Origin of the sequence: Campylobacter concisus (assembly GCF_015229955.1) — a bacterium.
Taxonomy (GTDB): domain Bacteria; phylum Campylobacterota; class Campylobacteria; order Campylobacterales; family Campylobacteraceae; genus Campylobacter_A; species Campylobacter_A concisus_AT.
In genome coordinates this window covers 627,516-650,596 of sequence record NZ_JAAKYZ010000001.1, presented here as the reverse complement: position 1 = coordinate 650,596, position 23,081 = coordinate 627,516, and the positions used below count along the sequence as shown (strand labels likewise).

General features: G+C 37.2%; 26 protein-coding genes. 6 read left to right on the top strand and 20 right to left on the bottom strand.

Annotated elements, in window-relative coordinates; translation table 11 throughout:
- The 4 genes from thiF to G6W45_RS03350 are packed head-to-tail and all read left to right on the top strand — an operon-like array spanning nucleotide 1 to nucleotide 3,372.
- Complete coding sequence (thiF, locus tag G6W45_RS03365) at nucleotides 1–852, top strand: sulfur carrier protein ThiS adenylyltransferase ThiF (protein WP_194167515.1); 852 nt, start codon at nucleotides 1–3, stop codon at nucleotides 850–852.
- Complete coding sequence (locus tag G6W45_RS03360) at nucleotides 853–1,617, top strand: thiazole synthase (protein WP_194167514.1); 765 nt, start codon at nucleotides 853–855, stop codon at nucleotides 1,615–1,617.
- Nucleotides 1,617–2,771 (top strand): 2-iminoacetate synthase ThiH, encoded by a 1,155-nt coding sequence (gene thiH, locus G6W45_RS03355; protein ID WP_194167513.1) that lies wholly within the window; start codon nucleotides 1,617–1,619, stop codon nucleotides 2,769–2,771. The genes G6W45_RS03360 and thiH overlap by 1 nt, the downstream gene beginning before the upstream one ends.
- Entirely contained in the window at nucleotides 2,758–3,372 is a 615-nt protein-coding gene (locus G6W45_RS03350) for a thiamine phosphate synthase (RefSeq protein ID WP_242039032.1), read from the top strand. The genes thiH and G6W45_RS03350 overlap by 14 nt, the downstream gene beginning before the upstream one ends.
- Nucleotides 3,373–3,408: 36 nt before the next feature.
- Here G6W45_RS03350 and G6W45_RS03345 read toward each other — a convergent pair whose 3' ends face one another.
- The 11 genes from G6W45_RS03345 to G6W45_RS03295 all read right to left on the bottom strand — a co-directional run bounded on the left by G6W45_RS03345 (nucleotide 3,409) and on the right by G6W45_RS03295 (nucleotide 14,877).
- The gene (locus G6W45_RS03345; protein ID WP_194167512.1) at nucleotides 3,409–3,978 is read right to left on the bottom strand and encodes a hypothetical protein; all 570 of its coding nucleotides are present in this window, start codon (nucleotides 3,976–3,978) and stop codon (nucleotides 3,409–3,411) included.
- Nucleotides 3,979–4,518: a molybdopterin adenylyltransferase gene (gene mog / locus G6W45_RS03340; protein ID WP_107695190.1), complete on the bottom strand. Its 540-nt coding sequence runs from the start codon at nucleotides 4,516–4,518 to the stop codon at nucleotides 3,979–3,981.
- 11 nt (nucleotides 4,519–4,529) lie between these two features.
- A complete protein-coding gene (locus tag G6W45_RS03335) occupies nucleotides 4,530–6,182 on the bottom strand; it encodes an ATP-dependent metallopeptidase FtsH/Yme1/Tma family protein (RefSeq protein ID WP_194167649.1) in 1,653 nt (550 codons plus the stop codon).
- Nucleotides 6,169–7,410, bottom strand: a complete 1,242-nt coding sequence (mtaB, locus tag G6W45_RS03330) for a tRNA (N(6)-L-threonylcarbamoyladenosine(37)-C(2))-methylthiotransferase MtaB (RefSeq protein ID WP_242039031.1) — start codon at nucleotides 7,408–7,410, stop codon at nucleotides 6,169–6,171. The genes G6W45_RS03335 and mtaB overlap by 14 nt, the downstream gene beginning before the upstream one ends.
- Entirely contained in the window at nucleotides 7,407–8,996 is a 1,590-nt protein-coding gene (locus tag G6W45_RS03325) for a mechanosensitive ion channel domain-containing protein (RefSeq protein ID WP_194167510.1), read from the bottom strand. Before G6W45_RS03325 ends, mtaB begins: the two co-directional genes overlap by 4 nt.
- A complete protein-coding gene (gene aroB, locus G6W45_RS03320; protein WP_194167509.1) occupies nucleotides 8,993–10,030 on the bottom strand; it encodes a 3-dehydroquinate synthase in 1,038 nt (345 codons plus the stop codon). Before aroB ends, G6W45_RS03325 begins: the two co-directional genes overlap by 4 nt.
- 2 nt (nucleotides 10,031–10,032) lie before the next feature.
- Nucleotides 10,033–11,451, bottom strand: a complete 1,419-nt coding sequence (locus G6W45_RS03315; RefSeq protein WP_194167508.1) for a COG3400 family protein — start codon at nucleotides 11,449–11,451, stop codon at nucleotides 10,033–10,035.
- A gap of 92 nt (nucleotides 11,452–11,543) precedes the next feature.
- The gene (locus tag G6W45_RS03310; protein ID WP_021090524.1) at nucleotides 11,544–12,104 is read right to left on the bottom strand and encodes an ABC-type transport auxiliary lipoprotein family protein; all 561 of its coding nucleotides are present in this window, start codon (nucleotides 12,102–12,104) and stop codon (nucleotides 11,544–11,546) included.
- Nucleotides 12,101–13,033 (bottom strand): MlaD family protein, encoded by a 933-nt coding sequence (locus tag G6W45_RS03305; RefSeq protein ID WP_194167507.1) that lies wholly within the window; start codon nucleotides 13,031–13,033, stop codon nucleotides 12,101–12,103. The genes G6W45_RS03310 and G6W45_RS03305 overlap by 4 nt, the downstream gene beginning before the upstream one ends.
- Nucleotides 13,034–13,774: an ABC transporter ATP-binding protein gene (locus G6W45_RS03300; protein WP_194167506.1), complete on the bottom strand. Its 741-nt coding sequence runs from the start codon at nucleotides 13,772–13,774 to the stop codon at nucleotides 13,034–13,036. It lies immediately after the preceding gene.
- Nucleotides 13,771–14,877, bottom strand: coding sequence for an MlaE family ABC transporter permease (locus G6W45_RS03295; RefSeq protein ID WP_194167505.1), 1,107 nt, complete (start codon nucleotides 14,875–14,877; stop codon nucleotides 13,771–13,773). Before G6W45_RS03295 ends, G6W45_RS03300 begins: the two co-directional genes overlap by 4 nt.
- A 79-nt stretch (nucleotides 14,878–14,956) precedes the next feature.
- On the opposite strand from G6W45_RS03295, the gene tgt reads away from it, so the two are divergent.
- Together tgt and G6W45_RS03285 are read left to right on the top strand one after the other, a co-directional pair.
- The gene (tgt, locus tag G6W45_RS03290) at nucleotides 14,957–16,087 is read left to right on the top strand and encodes a tRNA guanosine(34) transglycosylase Tgt (protein ID WP_194167504.1); all 1,131 of its coding nucleotides are present in this window, start codon (nucleotides 14,957–14,959) and stop codon (nucleotides 16,085–16,087) included.
- Nucleotides 16,077–16,775 carry a CorA family divalent cation transporter gene (locus G6W45_RS03285; RefSeq protein ID WP_087578773.1) on the top strand — a complete coding sequence of 233 codons (699 nt, stop codon included), beginning with the start codon at nucleotides 16,077–16,079 and terminating at the stop codon, nucleotides 16,773–16,775. Before tgt ends, G6W45_RS03285 begins: the two co-directional genes overlap by 11 nt.
- A gap of 162 nt (nucleotides 16,776–16,937) precedes the next feature.
- Here G6W45_RS03285 and rplS read toward each other — a convergent pair whose 3' ends face one another.
- From rplS to G6W45_RS03240, 9 genes are all read right to left on the bottom strand, one after another.
- Nucleotides 16,938–17,294 carry a 50S ribosomal protein L19 gene (gene rplS, locus G6W45_RS03280; RefSeq protein ID WP_021090978.1) on the bottom strand — a complete coding sequence of 119 codons (357 nt, stop codon included), beginning with the start codon at nucleotides 17,292–17,294 and terminating at the stop codon, nucleotides 16,938–16,940.
- A gap of 8 nt (nucleotides 17,295–17,302) precedes the next feature.
- Entirely contained in the window at nucleotides 17,303–17,995 is a 693-nt protein-coding gene (gene trmD / locus G6W45_RS03275; RefSeq protein ID WP_194167503.1) for a tRNA (guanosine(37)-N1)-methyltransferase TrmD, read from the bottom strand.
- Complete coding sequence (gene rimM, locus G6W45_RS03270) at nucleotides 17,992–18,522, bottom strand: ribosome maturation factor RimM (protein ID WP_194167502.1); 531 nt, start codon at nucleotides 18,520–18,522, stop codon at nucleotides 17,992–17,994. The genes trmD and rimM overlap by 4 nt, the downstream gene beginning before the upstream one ends.
- Nucleotides 18,515–18,757 carry a KH domain-containing protein gene (locus G6W45_RS03265; RefSeq protein ID WP_021091005.1) on the bottom strand — a complete coding sequence of 81 codons (243 nt, stop codon included), beginning with the start codon at nucleotides 18,755–18,757 and terminating at the stop codon, nucleotides 18,515–18,517. The genes rimM and G6W45_RS03265 overlap by 8 nt, the downstream gene beginning before the upstream one ends.
- A complete protein-coding gene (gene rpsP / locus G6W45_RS03260) occupies nucleotides 18,757–18,984 on the bottom strand; it encodes a 30S ribosomal protein S16 (RefSeq protein WP_021090829.1) in 228 nt (75 codons plus the stop codon). The genes G6W45_RS03265 and rpsP overlap by 1 nt, the downstream gene beginning before the upstream one ends.
- Before the next feature lie 72 nt (nucleotides 18,985–19,056).
- Nucleotides 19,057–20,397: a signal recognition particle protein gene (gene ffh / locus G6W45_RS03255; RefSeq protein WP_194167501.1), complete on the bottom strand. Its 1,341-nt coding sequence runs from the start codon at nucleotides 20,395–20,397 to the stop codon at nucleotides 19,057–19,059.
- 62 nt (nucleotides 20,398–20,459) lie between these two features.
- A complete protein-coding gene (locus G6W45_RS03250; RefSeq protein ID WP_194167500.1) occupies nucleotides 20,460–21,218 on the bottom strand; it encodes an RluA family pseudouridine synthase in 759 nt (252 codons plus the stop codon).
- Nucleotides 21,215–22,351 (bottom strand): lipid IV(A) 3-deoxy-D-manno-octulosonic acid transferase, encoded by a 1,137-nt coding sequence (gene waaA, locus G6W45_RS03245; protein ID WP_194167499.1) that lies wholly within the window; start codon nucleotides 22,349–22,351, stop codon nucleotides 21,215–21,217. The genes G6W45_RS03250 and waaA overlap by 4 nt, the downstream gene beginning before the upstream one ends.
- Before the next feature lie 8 nt (nucleotides 22,352–22,359).
- Entirely contained in the window at nucleotides 22,360–23,067 is a 708-nt protein-coding gene (locus tag G6W45_RS03240) for a zinc ribbon domain-containing protein (protein WP_194167498.1), read from the bottom strand.
- Nucleotides 23,068–23,081: the final 14 nt, after the last annotated feature.

Below are 23,081 nucleotides of genomic sequence, written 5' to 3'. Positions count from 1 at the left end.
ATGATAGAGATTGTATTAAACGGCGCAAAATTTAAGGTGCCAGTAAAAAGCCTTAGCGAGCTAAAAGAGCTTGCACTTGGCGATAAAGAGAGTGAAATTTATAAATTTTTAGAAAAATTTAACGCGACAAAGCCAGATATTTTTATCGTTGATGGCTTTGCTATAAAAGAAGATAGCGAGCTAAAAGATGGCTCAAACGTCGTATTTATAAGGCGTGGCGTGATGCCTGAGCGTGAAGTTTTACGCGCGATGATCGCTTCACGAAACAGCCCTGAGCTAAATTTAGCCCTAAGTAAAGCGGTGATAGGCGTAGCTGGACTTGGCGGCCTTGGCTCAAATATCGCGCTAAGCCTAGCTAGAGTTGGCGTAAAAAAGCTGGTACTTGCCGATTTTGACGTCGTGGAGCCAAGTAATTTAAACCGCCAGCAGTATTTCGTCCGCCACATCGGCTTGAAAAAGACGCAGGCACTTAAAGAGCTGATAAATGACGTAAATCCCTTTGTCGAGGTCGAAACTCACGATATATTTTTAGACGAAAAAAACGTAGCTAGCGTCTTTGGTGAGTGCGAAATTTTATGCGAAGCATTTGACAATGTCGCTGGCAAGGCGATGATACTAAACGAAGCTGGTGCCAGCCTAAAAGATAAAAAGATCATCGGTGCCTCTGGCATGGCTGGATACTTTAGCTCAAATCTCATAAAAACCATAAAATTTGCCAAAAATGTCTATCTTTGTGGCGACCTCACAAACGAGGCGAAGATCGGTCAAGGGCTCATGGCACCACGCGTTACCATCTGCGCAAATCATGAGGCAAATTTGGCCATTAGGCTACTTATGGGTTTGGAGGCGTAAGTGCAAAATGATAGCTTGATCCTTGGCGACAAGGAGTTTCAAAGCCGCTTTATCCTTGGCTCTGGCAAGTACTCACACGAGCTCATCGACTCAGCCATAAACGAGGCTGGAGCGCAGATCTTAACCCTTGCTCTTAGGCGCATAAACGAGAGCAAAGAGCGTAATATACTTGATTTTATCCCAAAAGGCGTGACGCTTTTGCCAAATACAAGTGGCGCTAGAAACGCCAAAGAGGCCGTTCGCATCGCCCAGCTTGCACGTGAGCTTGGGTGTGGTGAGCTTGTTAAAATAGAGATCATCACTGACTCTAAATTTCTCTTTCCAGACAATATTGAAACGATAAAAGCTTGCGAAGCCTTGGCAAATGACGGCTTTGTGCCAATGCCATATATGTTTCCAGATCTAAACGCCGCAAGAGCGATGCTAAGCGCAGGAGCTAGCTGCATAATGCCTCTAGCTGCGCCCATTGGCTCAAACCAGGGGCTAGTTTTTAAAGACATCATCGAGATTTTGATAAACGAGCTTGATACGCAAATCATCGTAGATGCTGGCATCGGTAGGCCCTCACAAGCGTGCGAAGCGATGGAGATGGGAGCAGCTGCTATCATGGCAAACACAGCCATCGCCTCATCTAAAAATATCCCGCTCATGGCAAGAGCCTTCAAAGAGGCTATCATCGCTGGTCGCAACGCCTATCTAGCAGGCCTTGGCGCAAAGAGCAAAAGCGCAAACGCCTCATCTCCACTCACTGGATTTTTAGACTGATGAAATTTACAAGAACCAACCACATGCAGCTACTACCTCATATGCAGGATGTTGGCAGTGAGATCATGGATGAAATTTTAAAAGAGCGAGCGAACTATAAGCCAGAAATTTACACAGAAGCCGACGTAAAAGCAGCTCTTAATGCAAAGCACTGCTCGCTAGAAAATTTAAAAGCCCTGCTCTCGCCTGCTGCAGCGCCATTTTTAGAGCAAATAGCCCAGCTAGCTCAGGCAAAGACAAGGGCAAATTTTGGCTCAAATATCACGCTTTTTACCCCGCTTTATATAGCAAACTACTGCGATAACCTCTGCGTTTATTGCGGTTTTAATGCTAAAAATAACATAAAAAGGGCAAAGCTAAGCGACGAGGAGATCACAAGGGAGCTAAGAGAAATTTCAAAGAGCGGCTTAGAAGAAATTTTAATACTAACTGGCGAGAGCGAGACTAACTCAAGTGTAGCTTACATCGCAAATGCCTGCGCTTTGGCAAAGAAATTTTTTAAAGTCGTTGGGGTTGAAATTTACCCGCTAAACTCTGAAGACTACGCCCTACTTCACAAAAGTGGCGCAGACTACGTGACCGTCTTTCAAGAGACCTACAATCCCACAAAATACGAAAAAATCCACCTTGGTGGCAATAAAAGAATTTTCCCATACCGCTTAAATGCGCAAGAGCGAGCGCTTCTTGGGGGTATGAGAGGGGTTGGCTTTGCCGCACTTCTTGGCATAGATGACTTTAGGCTTGACGCCTTTGCTACGGCACTTCACGCAAGCTTAGTTCAAAAAAAGTATCCACACGCCGAGATCGCATTTTCATGCCCAAGGCTTCGCCCTATCATAAACAACGACCGCATCAATCCACGCGACGTGGGAGAGCGCGAGCTTTTACAAGTGATCTGCGCTTATAGAATTTTCATGCCAACGGCCAGCATAACTATCTCAACTAGAGAAAAGGCGAAATTTCGCGACAACGCCGTAAAGATAGCTGCAAATAAGATAAGCGCTGGCGTAAAAGTAAGCATCGGTGCTCACGGCGAAGAGAAAAAGGGCGACGAGCAGTTTGAGATAAGTGATAGCAGAAGTGTGGATGAGATCAAGGCTATGATAAAAGCAAACGGCCTAGAGCCCTTGATGAGCGAGTATGTCTATGTTTAAAATTCTCTGCGTGGCTGACTTTGAAAGCTACGAGGGCGATGACTTTTTAAAGAGGATACAGCTACTTTGCAAGGCTGGCGTGGATGAAATTTTGCTTCGTGCAAAGGGGCTAAGCGAAGCTCATTTTTACGATCTTGCTAGGGTTGTGGCTCAAATTTGTGAAAACTACCGCAAGAAATTTATCATCAATCAATTTTTTGACGTAGCTTGCAAGCTAAAGAGCGACTTTTGGCTCACTTCGGCGCAGCTTGATTTTTTTAAAAATCACGGCATTTTTTTAGAAGAATTTAGAAAAACAGCTAAAATTTACGCCCCAGCTCACGACCTAGAGCAGGCTAAAATTTCAGTCACTATCGCTGATGTGCTCGTTGCTTCTCATATATTTGCCACCTCTTGCAAGGCGGGTTTGGAGCCAAAAGGGCTAAATTTTATAAGCGAGCTAATAAGCTTAGACAAAGAAATTTACGCACTTGGCGGACTAGACAATAAAAACTACAAAGAGGCCATAAAAGCTGGCGCAAACGGCATTTGTTTTATGAGCCTAGCAATGAACAGCGACATAGAGCTTATAAAAAAGATAGTAGAGAGTAAAAACGGCTAAATTTAGTATAAATTACATAAAATAATACATAAAATTTTACTCATTTTTGCTAGCGATATATGTTTTTATATCAAATATAAGTAGCGTCACAAGCGATGGCAGCATATAGGAGTTTAGCACTAAAAGCAGCGACTTTGCCAAATTTGACTTTATTAAAGTCTCTATGTCAAAGCTGCTGTTGTAGTTAAAAAAATATAGCAAGGCAAACTCGCCAACAAGAACTATGCGAGAGATCTTTATCAAGATGTCATTTCCCAGTCTTGCAAATTTATCATCAACCACAAGCGACAAAGTGATCCAGCCAAGCAGCCAAATTGAGCAGGCTAAAGCATAAACAGTAATGCTTTCATCAAATTTTTCAAGTAGTAAAAATACCAAAGGTTGCAAAAATACAAGGCTAGCGATAAACCAAAGAAGTGAGCTAAAGGCTAGCAGGCAAACACAGCCAAAGATAGAAATGGCAGAGATAAAGCCAAAAACCTCTAACCAAAGATAGTAGGCCAGCGCATAGGATAAAAAAGAAAAAACAAGCCAAATTTTAATAACAAATCGCCACCTATTTGCAAAGGCAGTGGCTTTTAAATTTAGGCTATCTGTCAAACTCATTTACGAGATTTTCTTTTGTTTTGGGCGGAAAACTTTCATCACGTTTTCATCAGTCTCGATAAATGCACCCTCTATAAGATCGATGCAGTATGGCACCGCTGGAAATACCGGCTCTAAGCACTCTTTTATCGCCTTTGGCTGTCCTGGTAAATTTATGATGAGCGCATGGCCTCTTATGCCTGCTGTTTGGCGTGATAGGATCGCTGTTGGGACATATTTTAAGCTCGCAGCTCTCATTAGCTCGCCAAAGCCTGGCATCATCTTCTCGCAAACTGCCTCAGTAGCCTCTGGCGTAACGTCTCTCACCGCTGGTCCTGTACCGCCAGTAGTTAGCACAAGGTCGCAGCCAAGTACGTCCACCATGTGCACAAGCCTCTCTTTTATCAGCTCAAACTCATCTGGTATAACCTCGTAAAAGTACTCACGCTCGCTCACTATCCAGCTATCAAGCACCTCTTTGATCGCTGGGCCCGATTTGTCCTCATATGTGCCTTCGCTTGCACGGTCAGAAAGGGTTAATATACCTATTTTTGCTTTCACTTTTTTCTCCTTTAATAGTTTTCGTTTAAAATTTTTGCTAGCGTCTCTTTATCCACGCTCTCGTAGGCCAGCAGATATGAGCTGATCTTTGCGATCTGCTCGTTTGTCCCCTTTAAAAATGACATAATCTCTTCTTTTGCTTGTTTTAAAATTTCTTCTACATCATTTGGATTAGGGACAAATGAGCTTCCCATGCCGTACTCATAAACCATCTTTGATGCGATCTCTTTGGCTAAATTTAGATCATTGCTCGAGTTTGAAAAAATATCATTTTCGTCTATCTCAAGCTTGCACATGCCAGCGATGAGCACCTTGATACGAGATATCATCTGTGACTTTGACTCAATCTCTTGCTCTGTGGCCATGAATCTATCTTCTATAAGAGAAATTTTTTCAAATTTCACATCAAACCAGTAAGCACTTAGCGCCTTTGCTCCTTGATAAATGGCTTGAATTTTCTTCTCGTTTTCGCTATAGCTTAGCACCTTTTTCTTGCCGAGCAAGACCTTGTTTAAAACAGCCTCAAAGTCTCTCATTTTAAGCACGCTCTCGCCGTTTCTTAGGGCATTTATCGCAGCTTCATTTACAAGCGTGCTAAGTGCCGCACCTGAAAAGCCAACGCTCATTTTAGCGATATCCTCAGCCACCACTTCGCAGTTTTTATCTTTTAGATATGTGTTTAAGATCGCTACCCTATCGTTAAAATCAGGCATAGAAAGAAAAATTCTCCTATCAAAACGCCCTGATCTAAGTAGCGCCTCATCGATCATCTCAATCCTATTTGTAGCAGCTATGACGATGACGCCTGAGTTATCTTCAAAGCCATCCATCTCAGTTAGTAGCTGATTTAGCGTGGCTTCTCGCTCGTCGTTTCTGGTCCCACCCCTACTCTTACCAACGGCGTCTATCTCGTCGATAAAGATGATTGAGGGCGCATAGGACTTGGCCCTGCTAAAAAGCTCTCGCACTCTTTTTGCACCCATGCCAACATAAATTTGAACAAAGCTTGCACCATTTTGATAAAAAAATGGTACATTTGCCTCACCAGCAACTGCCTTTGCCACAAGCGTTTTACCAACGCCTGGAGGGCCGATCATTAGCACGCCTTTTGGCATTTTGATACCAAAATTTCTATATTTTTGTGGATTTTTTAGAAAATCAACTATCTCACTAAGCTCGCTTTTGACCTCACTAATGCCTGCCACATCGCTAAATCTCACATTTGAGATGACTGGCATAGTGTTTTGATTTAGCACGCTTTCTATCTCAAATGCGCCATCTTTTTTGCTAAGCAAGCTCTCCTCTTTTTTCCTGATACTTCTAAAGATATAAGCATACCAAAGCACGAAGCAGACAAAGATGATAAATCCCCAGATCATGCCAGGAGTGATGTATTGCTTAGTCTTTTCAACAGGTACTCTTTTAATAAGTTCTTTTAGATCGATACCCTCTTTTATGATTGAAAAACGATTGTTTTGTGCATAAAGTACGACTTCATTATCATCGATTACAGCGCGGTCTATAAAATTTCCATCCATTAGCTGCATATATTGCGAATATGTGATATTTCGTGGCTCTTTACTAACGGCAAATAACAGCACGCTGATTAATGCGACAGCTGCGATTATTAGGATATTTTTCTTATTAAATTTAAATTTTTGCATAATTGGCATCTGGCTTAACTTCATATTCGCTTACCTCCACCCACTCTTTTGTTATATCTTTTTGGCTTAAAATTTTAGCTTTGTTGTAAAACTGATCAAAGCCCTCGTAAAACTCACCATTTTTTTGCTCGACTAAAATTTTCAAAGCTCCGTTATGCTTTTTTCTAAAATTTTCATTATTTTGCGAAGCAATGCCTTGTAAAATTTTTAGCCTACTTTTTGCCACATCACCGCTAACATCGCTTTTTAGCGTAGCTGAGTGCGTATCACGCCTTGGCGAATAGACAAAAGCATGCAGATGCGTGATAGGAAATTTTTTAAAATTTTCCACAGCCTCTATCCATATCTCCTCACTCTCACCAGGATGACCCACGATGTAGTCCGTGCCAAGGGCAAAGCCAAGAGAGCTAAGCTCATTAAAAAGCTCCAAATCACTAAATGCGTTATTTCGTCTTCGCATGATCTTTAGCATAGCCTGACTCGTGTGCTGAAGTGCGATGTGCAGATGGCGCTCCAGCCACTCTTCTTTTAAAATTTCTCTAAAGCTCTCATCTATCTGGCTTGGTTCAATGCTTCCAAGCCGAATGCGCCTTATGCCAGAAATTTTACCTAAGTTTGCCAAAAGCTTACCAAGAGAGCTATTTGTATCTTTGCCGTAACTGCCTATATTTGTGCCGGTTAAGACAAGCTCATTATAGCCGTTTTGGGCTAAAATTCTTGCCTCTTTTAATATCATAGCCTCATCCATGCTTCTAGCCTTGCCGCGAACCGAAGGGATGATGCAGTAGCTGCAGCTAAAGTTGCAGCCTTCTTGAATCTTTATAAAAGCCTTTGTGTGATTTTCATAATTTGTAACTATATTTTTATCAACTGAGTTTAAATTTCCAAGCTCAAAAAATGGTTTTTCCTGCTTTAAAAGCTCATTTAGATCACTCTTTTTACTAGCTCCAAGCACTCCGTAAATTCCACTATTAAATAGCTCCTTACCCTTGCTAACCGCACCACACCCAGTTAGCACCACCTTCGCTCCACGCCTTTTTACACCGTTTATATAGTTTCTGACACCGCTATCGGCAGAATTTGTGACTGTACAAGAGTTTATCACGACAATATCAGCAGCATCTTCATCATTTGTGATCTCGTAGTCTTTGATGTAGCTTTTTAAAAGCTCGGTATCATAGATGTTTGTGCGACACCCAAATGTTTTAAAAAATATCTTTTGCATCAAATATTTTCGCTCTCTTGCTCACCGTGTGCGGTATGATCGCTTGGATTTTCTTTTTTGCCTATAAACATGGTTTGTGTTGGATAAGCGATCTTTATATCATCTTGAGCCAAAAATGCTTCTATAATCTCAGCGCTAATAGTACTTCTAAGAGCCAAAGTCGCATAAGAATTTGCCATATACCAGCATGAGACATTTATACCATAAGGCTCAAAAAATGTATAAATTCTTGGCTCGACGTTTGGATTTTTGATGCTGTATTGACTTCTTAGTTTATTCATCTGGCGTTTTGCGATATCAGTGTAGCCTTTTGAGTATTTCTTAACAACATTTCTTGCTAGATACACAGCTTTTTTATGATTGCTATCAAAGCTTATAACGATATCTATACCATCCCAAACGGTCTTCATACCATAATGAGCATAGTTTGCGATGAGGTCGGTAAAGATATAGTTATTTGGCACAAAGATAATTCTACCTGCACGGCGATTTGTCTTATAAGTCGAGTAACTAACATCCTCAAAAACAGTCAGCCTAAGCAAAGAGATATCGATCACATCGCCTACAAATTCACTACCATCATGAAGTACTCTGATCCTATCACCAACATGTATAGAGCCGCCAAACATAATCACCATCCAGCCAAGCATGCTCATAAACATATCTTTCATCGCAATGGCGATACCAGCTGAAGCAAAACCTAGCACGGTTACTAGATATGTGACATTTTCGATGTATGAAAAAAGTAAGATTATGATGATAACGGTGATATTTAAAACGTTTAAAAATTTATTGACCGTGTAAAATCTCTCATTATCAGTAATCGTTCTTTTAACGATAAATTTAGCGATAAATGTTAGTCCGATCGTCAAAAGAATGATGATAGCTGTATAGCCCATGCTTAAAAACTGAGCTTTTATATCAGAGGTTGTTAAATTTATAGCCTCATCAGCCCTTTTTTCATAGACATTATAAGTAGTATCAGCGATCTGTTTTGCCGCTTTAAAGTCGCCTATTTCTTGTTTTACTAAGTTTAGGCTTTCCCTATTTTGCTCATTTTCTTCGATCAAATTTAGTCTATTTAGTAAATTTTCTTTTGTTTCAAGCTTTTCCAAAAGCGTATCAAGCTCTTTTATATGCCTTTGATACTCGATCTTATCACTCTTTATCTTTTTGATATACGAAAAGCCAGATATAAGTGCAACGGGACTTGTTATCCTTGGTGGAGTATCCATTTCAGGAGCTGCTAGCATATTTGAAAATGGCGTTTTTTCATACTCTTTTAGTAAATTTATCTGCTCTTTTAGAGTTTGGATTCTCTTTATGATATCGCTGCCTCTTCTTGAGCTTTTGTCCAGTTTCTTTAGTTCATTCTCGTTTTTTTCAAGCTCATCAATAAGCCTTTGATAAGTGTTATAGTTAGCATACCTTGTGATCCAGATATTGTTTTTTAAGGAATTATCTAGATTTGAAATATCTTTTATAAGCTCGTTATTTTGTAAATTTTGCGAGCTATTTTGCTCGAGCGTAACGTTCTCCTCAGCATAAAGGGCAAAGCAAAAAAGTATTAAAGCTAGGATCTTTTTCATTTAAATTCTCTTAAAATTTTTAAAACGTCTTCTTTTTTGACGTCATTTTTGATGATCGCACTGCCGATTTTATCTGCAATGATGAAATTTATCTTATCATCTTTTGTCTTTTTATCCATAAAAAATGCCTCGTAAAATGCATATTCATTTTCTATTTTGTAGTTTACTGGAAGGCCAAATTTTAACAAAACCTGTTTGATATCCTCTGCCTGCGCCTCACTCATGAGCCCTAGTTTTACACTTAAGCGATTTGCCATATTCATACCTATCGCCACCGCTTCGCCGTGTAAAAATTCTTTATAATTTGTCTCATTTTCTATAACATGAGCAAAGGTATGGCCGTAGTTTAGGATAGCTCTTAGCCCTTTTTCTTTCTCATCTTGTTCAACCACTTTTGCTTTTAAAATTACCGACTTTTCGACTAGCTTGGCTAAATTTTCATCATCTAAATTTACACTCTTTAACCAATCAAACATCTCTTTATCAAAAGTTATCGCCATTTTTAAAGCCTCAGCCACGCCAGCTGCAAATTCTCTCTTTGGCAATGTCTTTAAGAAATTTATCTCGCAAAAAACTGCCTTTGGCTGATAAAAAGAGCCTATTAAATTTTTACCAAATTTATTATTCACTCCAGTTTTTCCGCCCACACTAGCATCAACTTGTGCTAGAAGCGTAGTTGGGATATTTATGAAATTTATCCCCCTTTCATAGATGCTTGCCGCAAAGCCAGTCATATCGCTTATGACGCCACCACCAAAGGCGATTAACGTAGATGAGCGATCAAATTTGCTCACAAAAAGCTGCTCCAAAATTTGCTCTACCGTTTCAAAGTTTTTATACTCTTCGCCGTCAGGCACACTTATGATAAATTTCTCATCACACTTCAAAACGCTAAGTAGCTTTTCAAGATGAAGCCCCGCTACTTTAGCGTTTGTAACGATGCCAACCTTGCCTTTTAGCTCTAGTCTTTCAAGCTCATTTATATAAATTTTATAGCTTGATGCTTTTTCTTTAAGATTTAAATTTATCTGCATTTTTACTCACTTACTGGCACAAAAAGCTGTGCATTTTGGCTTAGTTTTTTATAAAGCCTATTTAAATTTGTCGATAAAAAGGCAAATGCCCCACCATTTGCCACGCTTTTAGTAAACATCACAAAATGAAGCAGATCTTTTGTATTTTTTAGTTTTACAAGCGGATTTTTAAGATTGTGATTTTCTATCTTTATGCGCTTAGAAAATAGCGCGCTAATACTCTCAAAATGCTCTCTTAACGCTTCATCATCGCTGTGTTTATTGTCAAAATAGTAAAATTTCATCTCCAAATCAAGCTGTGCACAGCAGTCTGTTATCACAGCTGATTGATTCTCCACCTCTTGACTTTGATCGCCTAGTATAACACCCTCTTTTATATTTGAGAGCAAAATTTTACCCGTTTTTAGCACTGGAAGTTTTAGCTCATAAAATAGCTTCTTAAATTTAAAAAAGTATTTATCATCGCTTAAGATTAGACCGATATCGTGCTTTAAAACGTCATATTTTATAGATTTGTTATCACTATTAAAATAATCCATCAAAACGATGATATTTTTCTCTTTTATTGCTTTTAAAGTATCTAAATTTTCACCTAAAGTTGGATTTATCACTCTAAAAAAAAGGCGTTTATTATTTAGCTTTGAATGCAAATACAAGCTATCCTTTATGAGCTTACTAACACGTTCTTTGTCCATTGAGATCATGTCGATCAGCACATAGATATTGCTACCAAATGGACTTGGAAACTGTCCACTTTCACGCTTGATCGAGCGGTAAACATTTTGAAGCACATTTGGATCACCAACTATTAGCAGTATATCGCTTGGCTGTATCATTACATTTGGCTTTGGCAAGATGATCTCGCTGCCTCGATATATGAGAGCTATTCGCCATTTCTTTTGAGCCACTGAGCTAATGTGACGATACATATAAGAGCTACCTATTGGCACCTTAACTTCCATGATCTCGCCCTCACTAAGCCCGATATTATCAGCCAAAACTGGTAGATCTGGTAAATAGTCCATAAGCCTTGATGCTGCAATATCTCTGATATCAACCACGCTTAAGTGTTTATCGCTTGCAAATATTTCTTTGCATTTTTCATCAAGCTCCCATGAGCTCATAAAAACAGTCTCGGTCTTTGTGCTGATCTGTCTTAAATTTTCATAAACAGCAACTGCCTCATTTTTATCATCGCAAACTATACAAAACTGACTAAAATAGCCATCGCTTACGCTTTTTAGCTTTGAAAGACTAGTTGGGTCAAACTGGTAAAATGTAAAATTTTCATAATTTGATTTTTGACTGTAATCCTCACTTGAAATAACGATATAGTGATGCAAATTTGATTTTGTTTCAAGCAGTCTGTTTAAAAAATTTCTTGCGAAAGTTCCATCTGCAATTATTAAAATTTTCTTCATCAATTCTCCGTATTTTAAAGCTCACATTATAACAAAAGGTCTTTAAAATAAGCTATTTTGGCTATAAATTTAAAATTTACAGCCAAGAAAATTTAAGAGATTATTTCAGAGATTAGCGTATCGATTGCTAAATTTGTAGCCTTATTTATCGTATCAAAAATAGTACTTGAGCTTGGATCTGGACAGAAAATTTCTTTTGTGATCATGCCAGATTTTAGCGAAGTGTTTGCATTAAATAGCTCGTAAGCTAGCGAGACTTCGGCCTTGTCGCCTCTTATCTGAAGTGAGATGATGCTAACTTTTAGCCTAAGATCTTTTGCATTTGGTGAAAATATCGGCTTTGCAGCACAGTTTGAATAAAGCCCTTTTACAAGCGATTTATAAACCATTTCGCTTGGCTCAGAGACAAATTTAGCATCGCTTAGATATCTGATTTTATTATTTTCAGCTACGATCAAAATTTTTCTAGTATCGACCATATCAAGAGCACTTACATTTTCGATGAAGACATTTTTTAGCTCTTTTTGCTTGTTTTCAGCTGAGCAAGCCTTATTTGAATAGTGAATTTCATACATCGTTGCAACTGGCACATCCGTCTTTAGCGAGCAGCCAAGAAATAAAAGCGTAGCCGTTAGAAAGATTAAATTTCTCATTTTTTATCTCCTTTGTCGTTTGGCACTGGATTTGTAAAGAAAAACTCGTAAGGATTATCTTCAAGCCTTTGAAGCGCGCCTCTAAATTCGCGAAGTGTCTTGTCAAATCCATTTAAAAAATCACTCGCTTCTCTTAATAATGGACCAACTGTATTTCTAAGGTCGTATTCGCCATCTTTAGCCTTTTTTGTGATGAGCTCTTGCAGCGAATTATATCCGGTGATAGCCGAATTTGCCGATACAAAAACTTGGTTCGCATTTGAAATTAGTCTATTTAAATTTTTAACCAATTCTTTTGTATCGGTTTTGTTTAAAGTATCTGTAAAATTTTTTACATTTTTAACGATACTATCAACCTCACTTAGCCCATCTTCGTCTGTTAAAACTTGTGTAAATTTATCGATATTTTTAAGGACTGACTCTACGTGAGCGATATTTTCAGGTGAGAAAAAGTTATCGACTTTATCAAGTGTTTGATTTATCTTTAAAGTAATGTTTTCAGCGTTGTTTCCAAGCTTTGAAAAGAGGCTCTCTTCAAGCTGTAAGATAGGCTTTTGGCCTGATGCAAAGTCTTTTGAGCCACGGCTTATATTTATACTAGCCACACCGCTGATGGCCTGAACTTCTATACTTGCCACGCTATCAGCCTTGATAGGCAGGTCTTCTCTAATTTTCATTGTGATGTTTATAAGAGCATTTTTATCATCAACAAAATTTATATCGCTAACACTTCCTGCTGGCACACCGATAAATTTAACTGTAGAATCGACCTTTAATCCACTTGGTAGCTCGGTTGTATGGATGTAGTACTCTTTAAAATCAACCTTTGTATTATTTTTACTAGTCATCCACCAGATAAATATGGCAAATGCTGTAAGGCAAGCCATAAAAAACATGCCAACAATAGTATAAGAATTTCTATTTTCCATCTACTTTTTCCTCATTTTAAATAGCTCATCAAGTGGGTTGTTTTTAAGATATTCAAGCTCTTTTATATCTCCCTCAAAGGCTATTTTTTTGTTATCTATTATCAAAAATCTATCCAAAATATCAAAAATACTATCCGCATCATGAGTCACCATGACAACGGTCACGCCGATGCTATCACGAAGCTCTTTTATGAGCGCGTCCATCTGGCGTGAGCTAACAGGATCAAGGCCGCTATTTGGCTCATCTAAAAATAGCACTCTAGGGCTTAGCACCAAGGCTCTTGCTAGCGCAGCACGCTTTTTCATACCGCCACTTAGCTCACTTGGATAAAGCATAGATACCTCTTTTTTAAGCCCCACTTTTTGTATCCAAAACATCGCTATCTCATCGATCTGACGTTTGTTAAATTTAGAGTACTCATGAAGCAAAACGCCCACATTGTCAAGGATCGTCATTGAGCTATAAAGTGCGCCAAACTGAAACATCGTCCCACTTTTTAGCTTTATCTCTTGCTGCTTCTCTTGACTACTTTTCCACATATTGACGCCATCAAAAAATATATCGCCCTCGCTTGGCTTTTTTAGATATATCATCGTCTTCATAAGCGTCGTTTTACCAGCGCCACTGCCGCCTAAAAAGCCGTAAATTTCAGCCTCTTTGACGCTCCAGCTCACATTATCGTGCATTATCTTATCGCCATAACTTGTCGTTATGTTTTTTCCAACTATTATCTCGTTCATATCTTTAGCCACATAAAAATTATCGCGAAAAACGCATCAAGCGCGATAACCCAAAATATCGCATTTACGACGCTAACTGTTGTCATTGCTCCAAGGCTTTGGGCATTTTGACTCACACCAAATCCCCTCATGCAGCCAATTATTGCTATCACCGCGCCAAAAAATGGAGCCTTTATCATACCAACAGCAAAGTGCCTAAGCTCAACCATCTCGCGAAATCTATTTAGATAGTCGCTAAAACTGATATCAAGTATCGTTTGGCAAATGATCATCTGTCCTAAGATACTTATAGCATCAGCTATAAAGATAATGACAGGCACACAAAGCACCATCGCGATGATGCGCGGTAGCACCAAGAAGTTAAATGGCTCAAAGCCCATCGTCTTCATCGCGTCTATCTCTTCGGTTAGCTTCATAGCGCCAATTTGAGCAGTAAAGCTAGAAGCCGACCTACCTGCGATGACAATAGCAGCGATGAGCGGGGCTACCTCTCTAAGCGTTAGCATGCCCATGATCTCTACTATAAATATACTTGCTCCAAAGCTTGCAAGCATCGCACTGCCAAGATACGCAAGCACAACGCCTATCAAAAAAGCAGTGAGTGAAACGATAAAAACGGCATTTACGCCGCCATCTTTTATGTAGTTGCTAAATTCCCTAAATCTAAGACTGGCTGGATTAAATAAATTTTTTACGCTTTTTATTAAAAATTCGCCCAAGAACGTGCCAAACTCAGCTAAATTTACAAAACCTTCACAAATTTTTTCACCGAGTCGTGAGAAGAAATTTAGACTATTGTGCGGCGGCATATAATTAAAATCGATCTTTTTATCATTTAAGAGATCGCTCATCGCCTTTATCTTCTCGTCATTTGTGATGATCTCAAATTTCTTGCCATTTAGCGTGTTTTTTAAAAGGATCAAAACAGCATAATCAATGCTCTTTAGCTCGCTAAAGTCAAATTTAACATTGCCGTTAAGCTTTTGGATTTTTTTAAAAATGCTTTGTAAATTTTTTGCGTCTTTGTAGCTAAACTCACCTGCAAATTTTATGGTCGCAGTGTCGTTTGCTTCGGTAAAAACGATATCATTTCTTTTTTGCAAAAAGTTCCTTTGCCTTAAAATTTCTGGATTATATTATAAATTTTGTTAAAATAAAAAATCAAAAATTTTAAGGATTTAGATGAAATTTGAAGTTATAAAAAAAGATGGAAATGCAAGGCGTGGTATCCTAACAACCGCCCATAGCGTTATACAAACGCCAGTTTTCATGCCAGTTGGTACGGTTGGCGCGGTAAAGAGCCTTGATGCCTTTGATATGAGTGAAATTTTAGACGCAAAGATAATCTTAGCAAACACCTACCACATGTATCTACGCCCTGGTAGCAAGGTCGTGCGCGAGTTTGGTGGACTTCATGGATTTTCTAAATTTGATCGCTCATTTTTAACAGATAGCGGTGGTTTTCAAGCATTCTCGCTTAGATCAAACACCAAAAATGATGATGGTGGGATAAAATTTAAAAGCCATATCGACGGCAGCACGCACTATTTTACGCCAAGATCCGTCCTTGATACGCAGTACGATCTAGGTAGCGACATTATGATGATACTTGATGATCTGGTCGCCTTGCCTGCTGAGCCAAAAAGAATCGATCTAAGCATAAAACGAACGATAAAATGGGCAAAAGAGGCGATTGATTATCACAAATTTATGCAAAGCAAGGGCGTTGGCTTGCAGCAAAATATCTTTGGCATCGTCCAAGGCGGCACCGACTATGAGGCACGTAAATTTTGCGCGCAGGCGCTAAACGAGATGCCATTTGACGGCCTTGCGATAGGTGGGCTAAGCGTTGGCGAGAGCAATGAGGCGATGTATGACACGGTTGAGGCAGTTATGCCATTTATGGATGAGCTTAGACCTCGCTATCTAATGGGCGTTGGCACACCAGAAGATCTTGTAGAAAACGTGGAGAGAGGCGTTGATATGTTTGACTGCGTCATGCCAACTAGAAACGCAAGAAACGGCACGCTATTTACTAGCTTTGGCAAGATAAATATAAAATCAGCCAAATTTATAAACGACCACGCGCCAATCGACCCACAGTGTCAGTGCTATACCTGCAAACGCTACTCCAGAGGCTACCTAAACCACCTTTTTAAGGCTAGGGAGCTAACGTTTTTTAGACTAGCAAGCCTTCACAACCTGCACTACTATCTAAATTTGATGAAAGAGATGAGAGAGGCGATCGAGGCTAGCGAATTTACCAAATTTAAGAAAAATTTTTATGCTAAAAGGGTAAAAAATGAGCTATAAAAGTTCAGTTTGTGGATATTTTTATGGCGATGAATACGACTATATTTTACTTGTTTCTTTCACACAAAAACAAAGCTATAAATTTTTATTTAAAAATAGCAAAATTTACAAAGAAGATTTTGATCACGAATGCGATAAAAACGAGTTTGAAGCGGCCCTTAAAAAACTATGTAATGAATATGCAAATAAAATTTTAGAGCATCAAGATGAGCTAAATGAGTATGAAAAAATTTATGCTAGTCGAAAAAACTTTAATCAATTTATCAAAAGACACCACTTTTTAAAATACGAGATTAGAAAATTTCAAAACAAGATATCTCACTTTTATGAAACCCTTTCGATTTGTCAAAGCGAGCAACAAAATTTAAAAAAAGAGCTTAAAAATAGTACTCATGAGGCAAATGTTTTTAGAACAATGGCCAATGAATATGCATGCAGAATCGATGATATTTATACATTTATACAAAGTATAAAAAACGACAAAATCAATCAAAATATTTATATTTTGACAATGATATCAGCTGTAATGCTGCCATTAAATCTGATAACTGGGTTTTTTGGTATGAATACACAAGGCTTGCCATTTAATGAAACTAAAAATGCTACTATGATAGTTGTATCAATAATGCTTGGAGTAATTCTTTGTTGTGTTATTTTTTTATTTTGGTATACAAATAAGAAGAAGTAGAAAATAAATAAATTTAGTATATATTTTAAATTTTTATAGCCAAGCGGTAAAAACAATAAAAATAAATAAATTTTTAATATTAAAAAACAAAAAAATATTTAAAAAATTAAATTTAAAAAGAAGATTAAAAGTCCTGAATAGACTTCAGGACAGATAGTAGAATTATTTTCTAAGTTCGCGGATTTTAGCAGCTTTACCACGAAGGTCACGTAGATAGAATAATTTAGCTCTTCTAACACGACCTTTTCTAAGAACTTTTATCTCTTCTATTGAGTCACTAAAAATTGGGAAAATTCTCTCAACGCCAACACTATTAGCGCCAATTTTTCTAATGATAAATGTTTCGCCTGTGCCACTACCACGTCTAGCTATACAAATACCTTCAAAATTTTGAATTCTAGTTTTATCGCCTTCGTGAATACGAGTAGCAACACGCAATGTATCTCCTGCACGGAAGTCAGGAATATTTTTACTAGCAATTTGAGCATTTTCAAATGCTTCAATGTATTTATTTCTCATGTTTTTCCTTATTTATGTGGCTTAAGCTTTTGATATAAATCAGGGCGAAAGAACCTTGTTTTGCAGTGAGCCATCTTATTTTTTAAATTGTGGATTTTAGCATGGTTACCCTTTAAAAACTCTGAAACCACAAAGATTGATCTAAAATTATCAGGCTTTGTAAAAGATGGGGCTTCAAGCAAATTATCCTCAAAACTCTCAACTTCAAGACTCATATCGTTTCCTAAAACTCCAGGTATATTTCTTGATATTGCATCACTCATACAAAGCGCAGGAAGCTCTCCGCCAGTTAAAACAAAATCGCCTATGCAAAAAACTTCATCTGCCCAAAGCTCAACAACTCGTTCATCAAGGCCTTCATATCTACTGCAAACAAAACAAATGTGATCTTTTTTAGAAAGCCTCTTTGCATCATTTTGATTAAATTTTTTACCAACTGGTGTCAAAAATATCACGTGAGTATTTTTATCTTTTGCTTTTAGAAATTTGATTGACTCATCCAAAGGCTGTGGGAACATTAAAAGCCCTGCTCCGCCTCCGATCATATAATCATCAACTTTATTATACTTATCTTTAGTAAAATTTCTTGGATTTATAAAATCAATTTCAATAAATTTATTACCAATTGCACGTTTTAAAATAGAATCACAAAAATAAGGTTTAACTAAATTTTCAAAAAGTGTAATAAATGTAAATTTCATGAATTTTCTAAAATGTCTCTAGCACCCTTTACCAAAATCTCTTCATTATCTAAATTTACACTTATAATAAAATGCTCTAAATATGGAATGTAAAAATTCTTTGGTTTACCACCTAAGGTAAGCTCTTCATCAGTTTTTATGTATAAAAGTGAATTTGCAAAATTATCTTGGATATCTTCTACAATACCCAAAATTTCACCATTTTCTATAATTTTTAAGCCAATAATATCAAACTGAAAAAATTCATTTTTTTTTAATTTGCAGTTTTTTCTAGTGAGCTCTTTTGTGGTATATATAGTTCTATTTACAAGCGTTTTAGCAAGATCTAAGTCATCAAAATTTTCAAATAAAACCAGCTCTTTTTGTCTATTATAGTCTTTTATGGTCAGCTGATCATTGTTTTTGTCAAAAAAGGTTGCACCTTTTTTAAACTGTTCTGGGAAGTCGCTCTTATTGTGAAGCTTTAAGTAGCCCTTTAAACCAACACATCTTCCAATGGTAGCGACTTCAACAATATCACTATTCAATAGCTTTTACCGTTACCCTATAACTTGTATTATCTTTGGCTTTACAACCAATAATAACGGTCTTTATAGCGTTTATCATTTTGCCATCTTTGCCGATAAGTTTTCCCGTATCAACCTTATCAGCACTTATGATTATCTCAGCAAAATTTTCACCAAGTTCCTTGCGATCAACACTTACTTTATCAGGAAAATCGGCAATCAACTTGGCATATTCGTATAAAAAATTTTTAACCATTATTTTGTAATTTGTACAACTCTATCGCTAAGTTTAGCACCAACGCTTTTCCAGTAATCTAATCTCTCTTTGTTGAAATTTATAACATTTGGCTCAACCATAGGATTGTAATAGCCAATACTTTCTATCCAGCCACTATCACGTCTTTTTCTGCTATCTGTAACAACTATACGATAAAAAGGTCTTTTCTTACGTCCCATTCTTGTTAGTCTTACTACTGTTGCCATATTATATTTCTCCTCTTGTTTTTAAATAAAGCTTAAATTTAGATAACAAATATCCAAATTTAAACCCTTTTATCAAACAGGTCTTTTTAAATTTGCTTGAGAAAGCATATTTGCAAGTCCTTTTGCTCCACCTTTTCCTGAAAATTTCTTAGCAAGTTTTGAGGCATTTTCAAACTGCTTTAAAAAACGATTTACTTCTACCTGAGAAAGTCCAGAACCAGTCGCTAAACGTCTTTTTCTACTATTATTTAAAAGGTCTGGGTTTTCACGCTCTTTTTGTGTCATAGAGTTTATCATAGCCTTAATATGCAAAATTTCTTTTGAATTATCAAGATCTATATCTTTTATCTGATTTGCAATATTTGAAAGACCAGGTATCATCCCCATTAAAGACTTCATACTACCAAGCTTTTTAACGCTTTCCATTTGATCTAAAAAGTCATTAAAGTTAAACTGACCTTTTTTTATCTTTTGATTTAGACGTTTTGCCTCTTTTTCATCAATAATTGTCGATGTTTTCTCAACCAAAGTGGCCAAGTCACCCTCACCCATTATACGACTTACAATACGATCTGGTATAAAACTCTCAATATCAGCTACTTTCTCGCCAGTACCGACAAATCTAAGTGGAATATTTAGCTGTTTTGCAATACTAATAGCTACGCCACCCTTCGAGTCAGAATCAAATTTAGAAAGGATAACTCCAGAAATTCCTAAAATTTCATTAAAACTTGTAGCTGTTTTTACAGCATCTTGACCACTCATAGCATCAGCTACGTAAAAAATTTCATGTGGATTTATAGCATTTTTTACATCTTTTATCTCTTGCATCAACTTTTCATCAATCGCAAGACGACCAGCGGTATCCACTAAAAGCACATCGTAAAGACCAATTTTTGCTTTTTCTAATGCTTCTTTTGCTACTTTTATTGGGTTATGTTCATTTTCTATAAAGAAAAGATCAATCTCATTTGCAACGCAGAGCTGTCTTAGCTGCTCAACTGCCGCCAATCTTTGCAAATCACAAGCCGCAACTAAAACTTTTTTCTTTCTTAACTTTAGATAGTTTGCAAGCTTAATAGTTGTCGTTGTTTTACCGCTACCTTGTAAGCCAGCCATCAAAACAATAGTTGGTGCAACTGGCGCATAGACAAAGCCTTGGTTACCAGGAGCTGTTAAAATGGTCGTCAAATTTGATTTGATCGCATCTAGGAAATTCTTTTGACCAACGCCAGTTTGCTTTAACTCGCTTTCGATAGACGCGAGTAGATCTTTGGTGACTTTATGGTGAACATCAGCTTTTAAAAGAGCTTTTTTGAGCACGTCAAGTGCGTTTTTTAGAGCTTTTTCGTCATCTACAAAACGTATCTTGCTAACAGCTAATCTAAAAGACTCGCTAATTTGTTCGAACACTAATCACCTTTCTAAGTTGTTATTAAAGGGCGTATATTACTAAATAATTTCTTTATTGCTCTTTAAATTTCAAATTTATTAGATAGCTCAAATCCAAGAGAGTTAAATTCTCTTGAGATTGGCGCTTTAAATTTATAATTTAAAAGAGCAATAGAATAAGCATGCAAAAACATTCTGTTTGACCTATTTTTGCCGTATTTCTCATCGCCAACGATAGGTAAATTTAAGCTAGCTAGATGTACTCTTATTTGGTGTGTCCTACCTGTTTTTATGGCAACTTTTACAAGCGTTTTTTTACCTACAACCATTAGTGGTGAAATTTCGCTGATCGCCTCTTTGCCATCTTTTGATATCTTTGAAAAAGCGCCATTTTTATTTTTTATCGTTAAGATCGGCTCATTTACAACCACTTCTTCGCTCATGATACCCCTAACTGCGGCCACATAAATTTTCTCAACCTTCATCTTTTTAAACTCGTTTATCGCAAGTGCTGCGAATTCGTCATTTTTTACAAGAAGTAGCACGCCACTCGTGTCTTTATCGAGTCTATGAAGGAGTGGAAATTTATAAATTTGGCTGATTTTTTCGCTAGTTATGGCAGCAGGCTTGTTTATAGCTATTAAATTTTCATCTTCAAAGATAATGCTTGGTTTTGGCATCTCTTCGACGCTAAATTTAGTATTTTCACTCATCAAGGCACGAGCAATCATCACCTTTTGCCCCTTAGCATAGACTAGACCGCTATCTATTAGCTCCTTTGCCTCGTTATTTGAGATATTTTTTTGTTTAGCTAAAATTTTATACGCTTTTTCTTCACTCATAAAGTGCTCCTTATATCTTCTATGATCGCATCAGAGCTTGCTTGCACAGTGATCTTGCTCTTTTTGGCATCACTATCTATTATACCGCCAATCTCGCTAGCTTTTGCGATGTAGATGTTTTCAACTAGGCTAAATAACGCCTTTTGGTTAAATATAAACTCTCCACTAATTATTACTGGGCTAAATTGCGCGCACTCGATTGGATTATGTCCGCCGATATTTGGTACAAAACTGCCTCCAAGCACTACTATATCGCTAATAGCATAAACATTTACAAGTTCGCCTAAAGTATCAAGTAAATTTATCTTTGCTTTAAAATTATGTGTTTTACTAAATTTAGCAAAGCTAAAATCATACTTTTTGGCGTACTCGCTTGCTATCTTTTCAACATCTGCAAATCTCTCAGGATGGCGTGGTGCAATAATTAAAAGATCGTTTTCTTTTAAATTTAAATTTTCTAAAATCATATCTTCCTCGCAAGCATGAGTACTTGCCAGCACGATCACTCTAGCTTTTGGCTTTTCATAAATTTTACTCACGCTTGACAAAAACGCAGCTTTTATGTTGCCAACGACCTCTATTTCACCTGCACAAAGCGACTTTAGCCTCTCTTTATCAAGCTCACTTTGGGCATAAATTTTGTCTATAAATTTAAAAAGATATCTATAAAAAAAGCCAAATCTTAAGTAGCTTTTGTAGCTTCTATCTGAAATTCTCGCATTTATTAATATCACTCGGCTACCCTTTAGCTTTGCCATGAAAACTAGCATAAGCCAAAGTTCAGCCTCAAAAATAACTAAAATTTTGCTCTTTTTTAGCCAAAATGGCAAAAAAATTTCAAATGGCAAAAATCTCGCGTTAGAGCAAATTTTACTTGCCGCTTCAAAGCCCGTATTTGTCACCACACTTATAGCTTTACTATCAAATTTTTGCATCAAAGGTTTAAGCGCTTGTATCTCGCCAAACGAGCAAGCGTGAAAATGCACATCTGCATCTTGAAATTTAGGATTATTAAATAGAAAAAAACGTGCTGGAATCGACTTATGATACTTTTTTTTAAAACTTAAAAAAAATAAAAAGATAGCCCCAAAGAGATAGAGTATTGAGGCTAGAAAGTAATATATTATTATCACCAAATGTGTTATTGCTCTTGTTTGTATAAAATTCTGCCACAATGCGGACATGTAACAATATCTTCACCCTTGATAACAGCAGAGAAAGTTTTGTCGTTTATCTGCATAAAGCAACCATAACAAGCTTGTTTTTTTACAGGAACAACAGCCGTATTATGAGCCCATTTTCTAATTTTTTCATAAAATGCGAGAATTTTTTGATTCATAGTGGCGATAAGCTTGTCTTTTTTAGCATAAACTTCTTCACGTTCTTTCCCGATATTTTCAAGTTCAGATGAAGTTTTGCTTTTTATATTTTTTAAATTCTCTTCAAGTTCAGCTTTTTTTGCACCAAGCTCATCTTTTTGACTATTTTTACTATCTATTAGCTTCTCAAGTCTAGCAATCTCTTCATTTGCAGCCTCAAGTTGCTCTTTTGCAATATCTTCTTCAAGACTTAGAGCTTTTATCTCCTTTTCACTTTTTGCACTTGAGCTTTTTTTGGCTACATCTTTTATCTTTGCACTAAACTCGGCAATATGAGCACTTGTGCCTGATTTTTGAGATTTTAGGTCATTTACCTCTTCATCTAGTCTTTCTATATTAACCGTTATAGTTTCGCACTCTTCTTCTATATTTTTATAAGCCTTTTCTATATCCTGAATGCGTGGTATAAAGCCATCTATTTGTTTATCAAGGTCAGATAATTCAACTAATTGTTGTAAGTATTTATTCATAATGTTTCCTTTTT

Excerpts from the sequence above, each read along its gene's own strand:
- thiF (WP_194167515.1), top strand. The coding sequence starts at position 1 with ATGATAGAGATTGTATTAAACGGCGCAAAATTTAAGGTGCCAGTAAAA.
- thiH (WP_194167513.1), top strand. The coding sequence starts at position 1,617 with ATGAAATTTACAAGAACCAACCACATGCAGCTACTACCTCATATGCAG.
- G6W45_RS03350 (WP_242039032.1), top strand. The coding sequence starts at position 2,758 with ATGTCTATGTTTAAAATTCTCTGCGTGGCTGACTTTGAAAGCTACGAG.
- G6W45_RS03345 (WP_194167512.1), bottom strand. The coding sequence starts at position 3,978 with ATGAGTTTGACAGATAGCCTAAATTTAAAAGCCACTGCCTTTGCAAAT.
- G6W45_RS03335 (WP_194167649.1), bottom strand. The coding sequence starts at position 6,182 with ATGCAAAAATTTAAATTTAATAAGAAAAATATCCTAATAATCGCAGCT.
- G6W45_RS03325 (WP_194167510.1), bottom strand. The coding sequence starts at position 8,996 with ATGAAAAAGATCCTAGCTTTAATACTTTTTTGCTTTGCCCTTTATGCT.
- aroB (WP_194167509.1), bottom strand. The coding sequence starts at position 10,030 with ATGCAGATAAATTTAAATCTTAAAGAAAAAGCATCAAGCTATAAAATT.
- G6W45_RS03315 (WP_194167508.1), bottom strand. The coding sequence starts at position 11,451 with ATGAAGAAAATTTTAATAATTGCAGATGGAACTTTCGCAAGAAATTTT.
- G6W45_RS03310 (WP_021090524.1), bottom strand. The coding sequence starts at position 12,104 with ATGAGAAATTTAATCTTTCTAACGGCTACGCTTTTATTTCTTGGCTGC.
- G6W45_RS03305 (WP_194167507.1), bottom strand. The coding sequence starts at position 13,033 with ATGGAAAATAGAAATTCTTATACTATTGTTGGCATGTTTTTTATGGCT.
- G6W45_RS03300 (WP_194167506.1), bottom strand. The coding sequence starts at position 13,774 with ATGAACGAGATAATAGTTGGAAAAAACATAACGACAAGTTATGGCGAT.
- tgt (WP_194167504.1), top strand. The coding sequence starts at position 14,957 with ATGAAATTTGAAGTTATAAAAAAAGATGGAAATGCAAGGCGTGGTATC.
- G6W45_RS03285 (WP_087578773.1), top strand. The coding sequence starts at position 16,077 with ATGAGCTATAAAAGTTCAGTTTGTGGATATTTTTATGGCGATGAATAC.
- rplS (WP_021090978.1), bottom strand. The coding sequence starts at position 17,294 with ATGAGAAATAAATACATTGAAGCATTTGAAAATGCTCAAATTGCTAGT.
- trmD (WP_194167503.1), bottom strand. The coding sequence starts at position 17,995 with ATGAAATTTACATTTATTACACTTTTTGAAAATTTAGTTAAACCTTAT.
- G6W45_RS03265 (WP_021091005.1), bottom strand. The coding sequence starts at position 18,757 with ATGGTTAAAAATTTTTTATACGAATATGCCAAGTTGATTGCCGATTTT.
- rpsP (WP_021090829.1), bottom strand. The coding sequence starts at position 18,984 with ATGGCAACAGTAGTAAGACTAACAAGAATGGGACGTAAGAAAAGACCT.
- G6W45_RS03250 (WP_194167500.1), bottom strand. The coding sequence starts at position 21,218 with ATGAGTGAAGAAAAAGCGTATAAAATTTTAGCTAAACAAAAAAATATC.
- G6W45_RS03240 (WP_194167498.1), bottom strand. The coding sequence starts at position 23,067 with ATGAATAAATACTTACAACAATTAGTTGAATTATCTGACCTTGATAAA.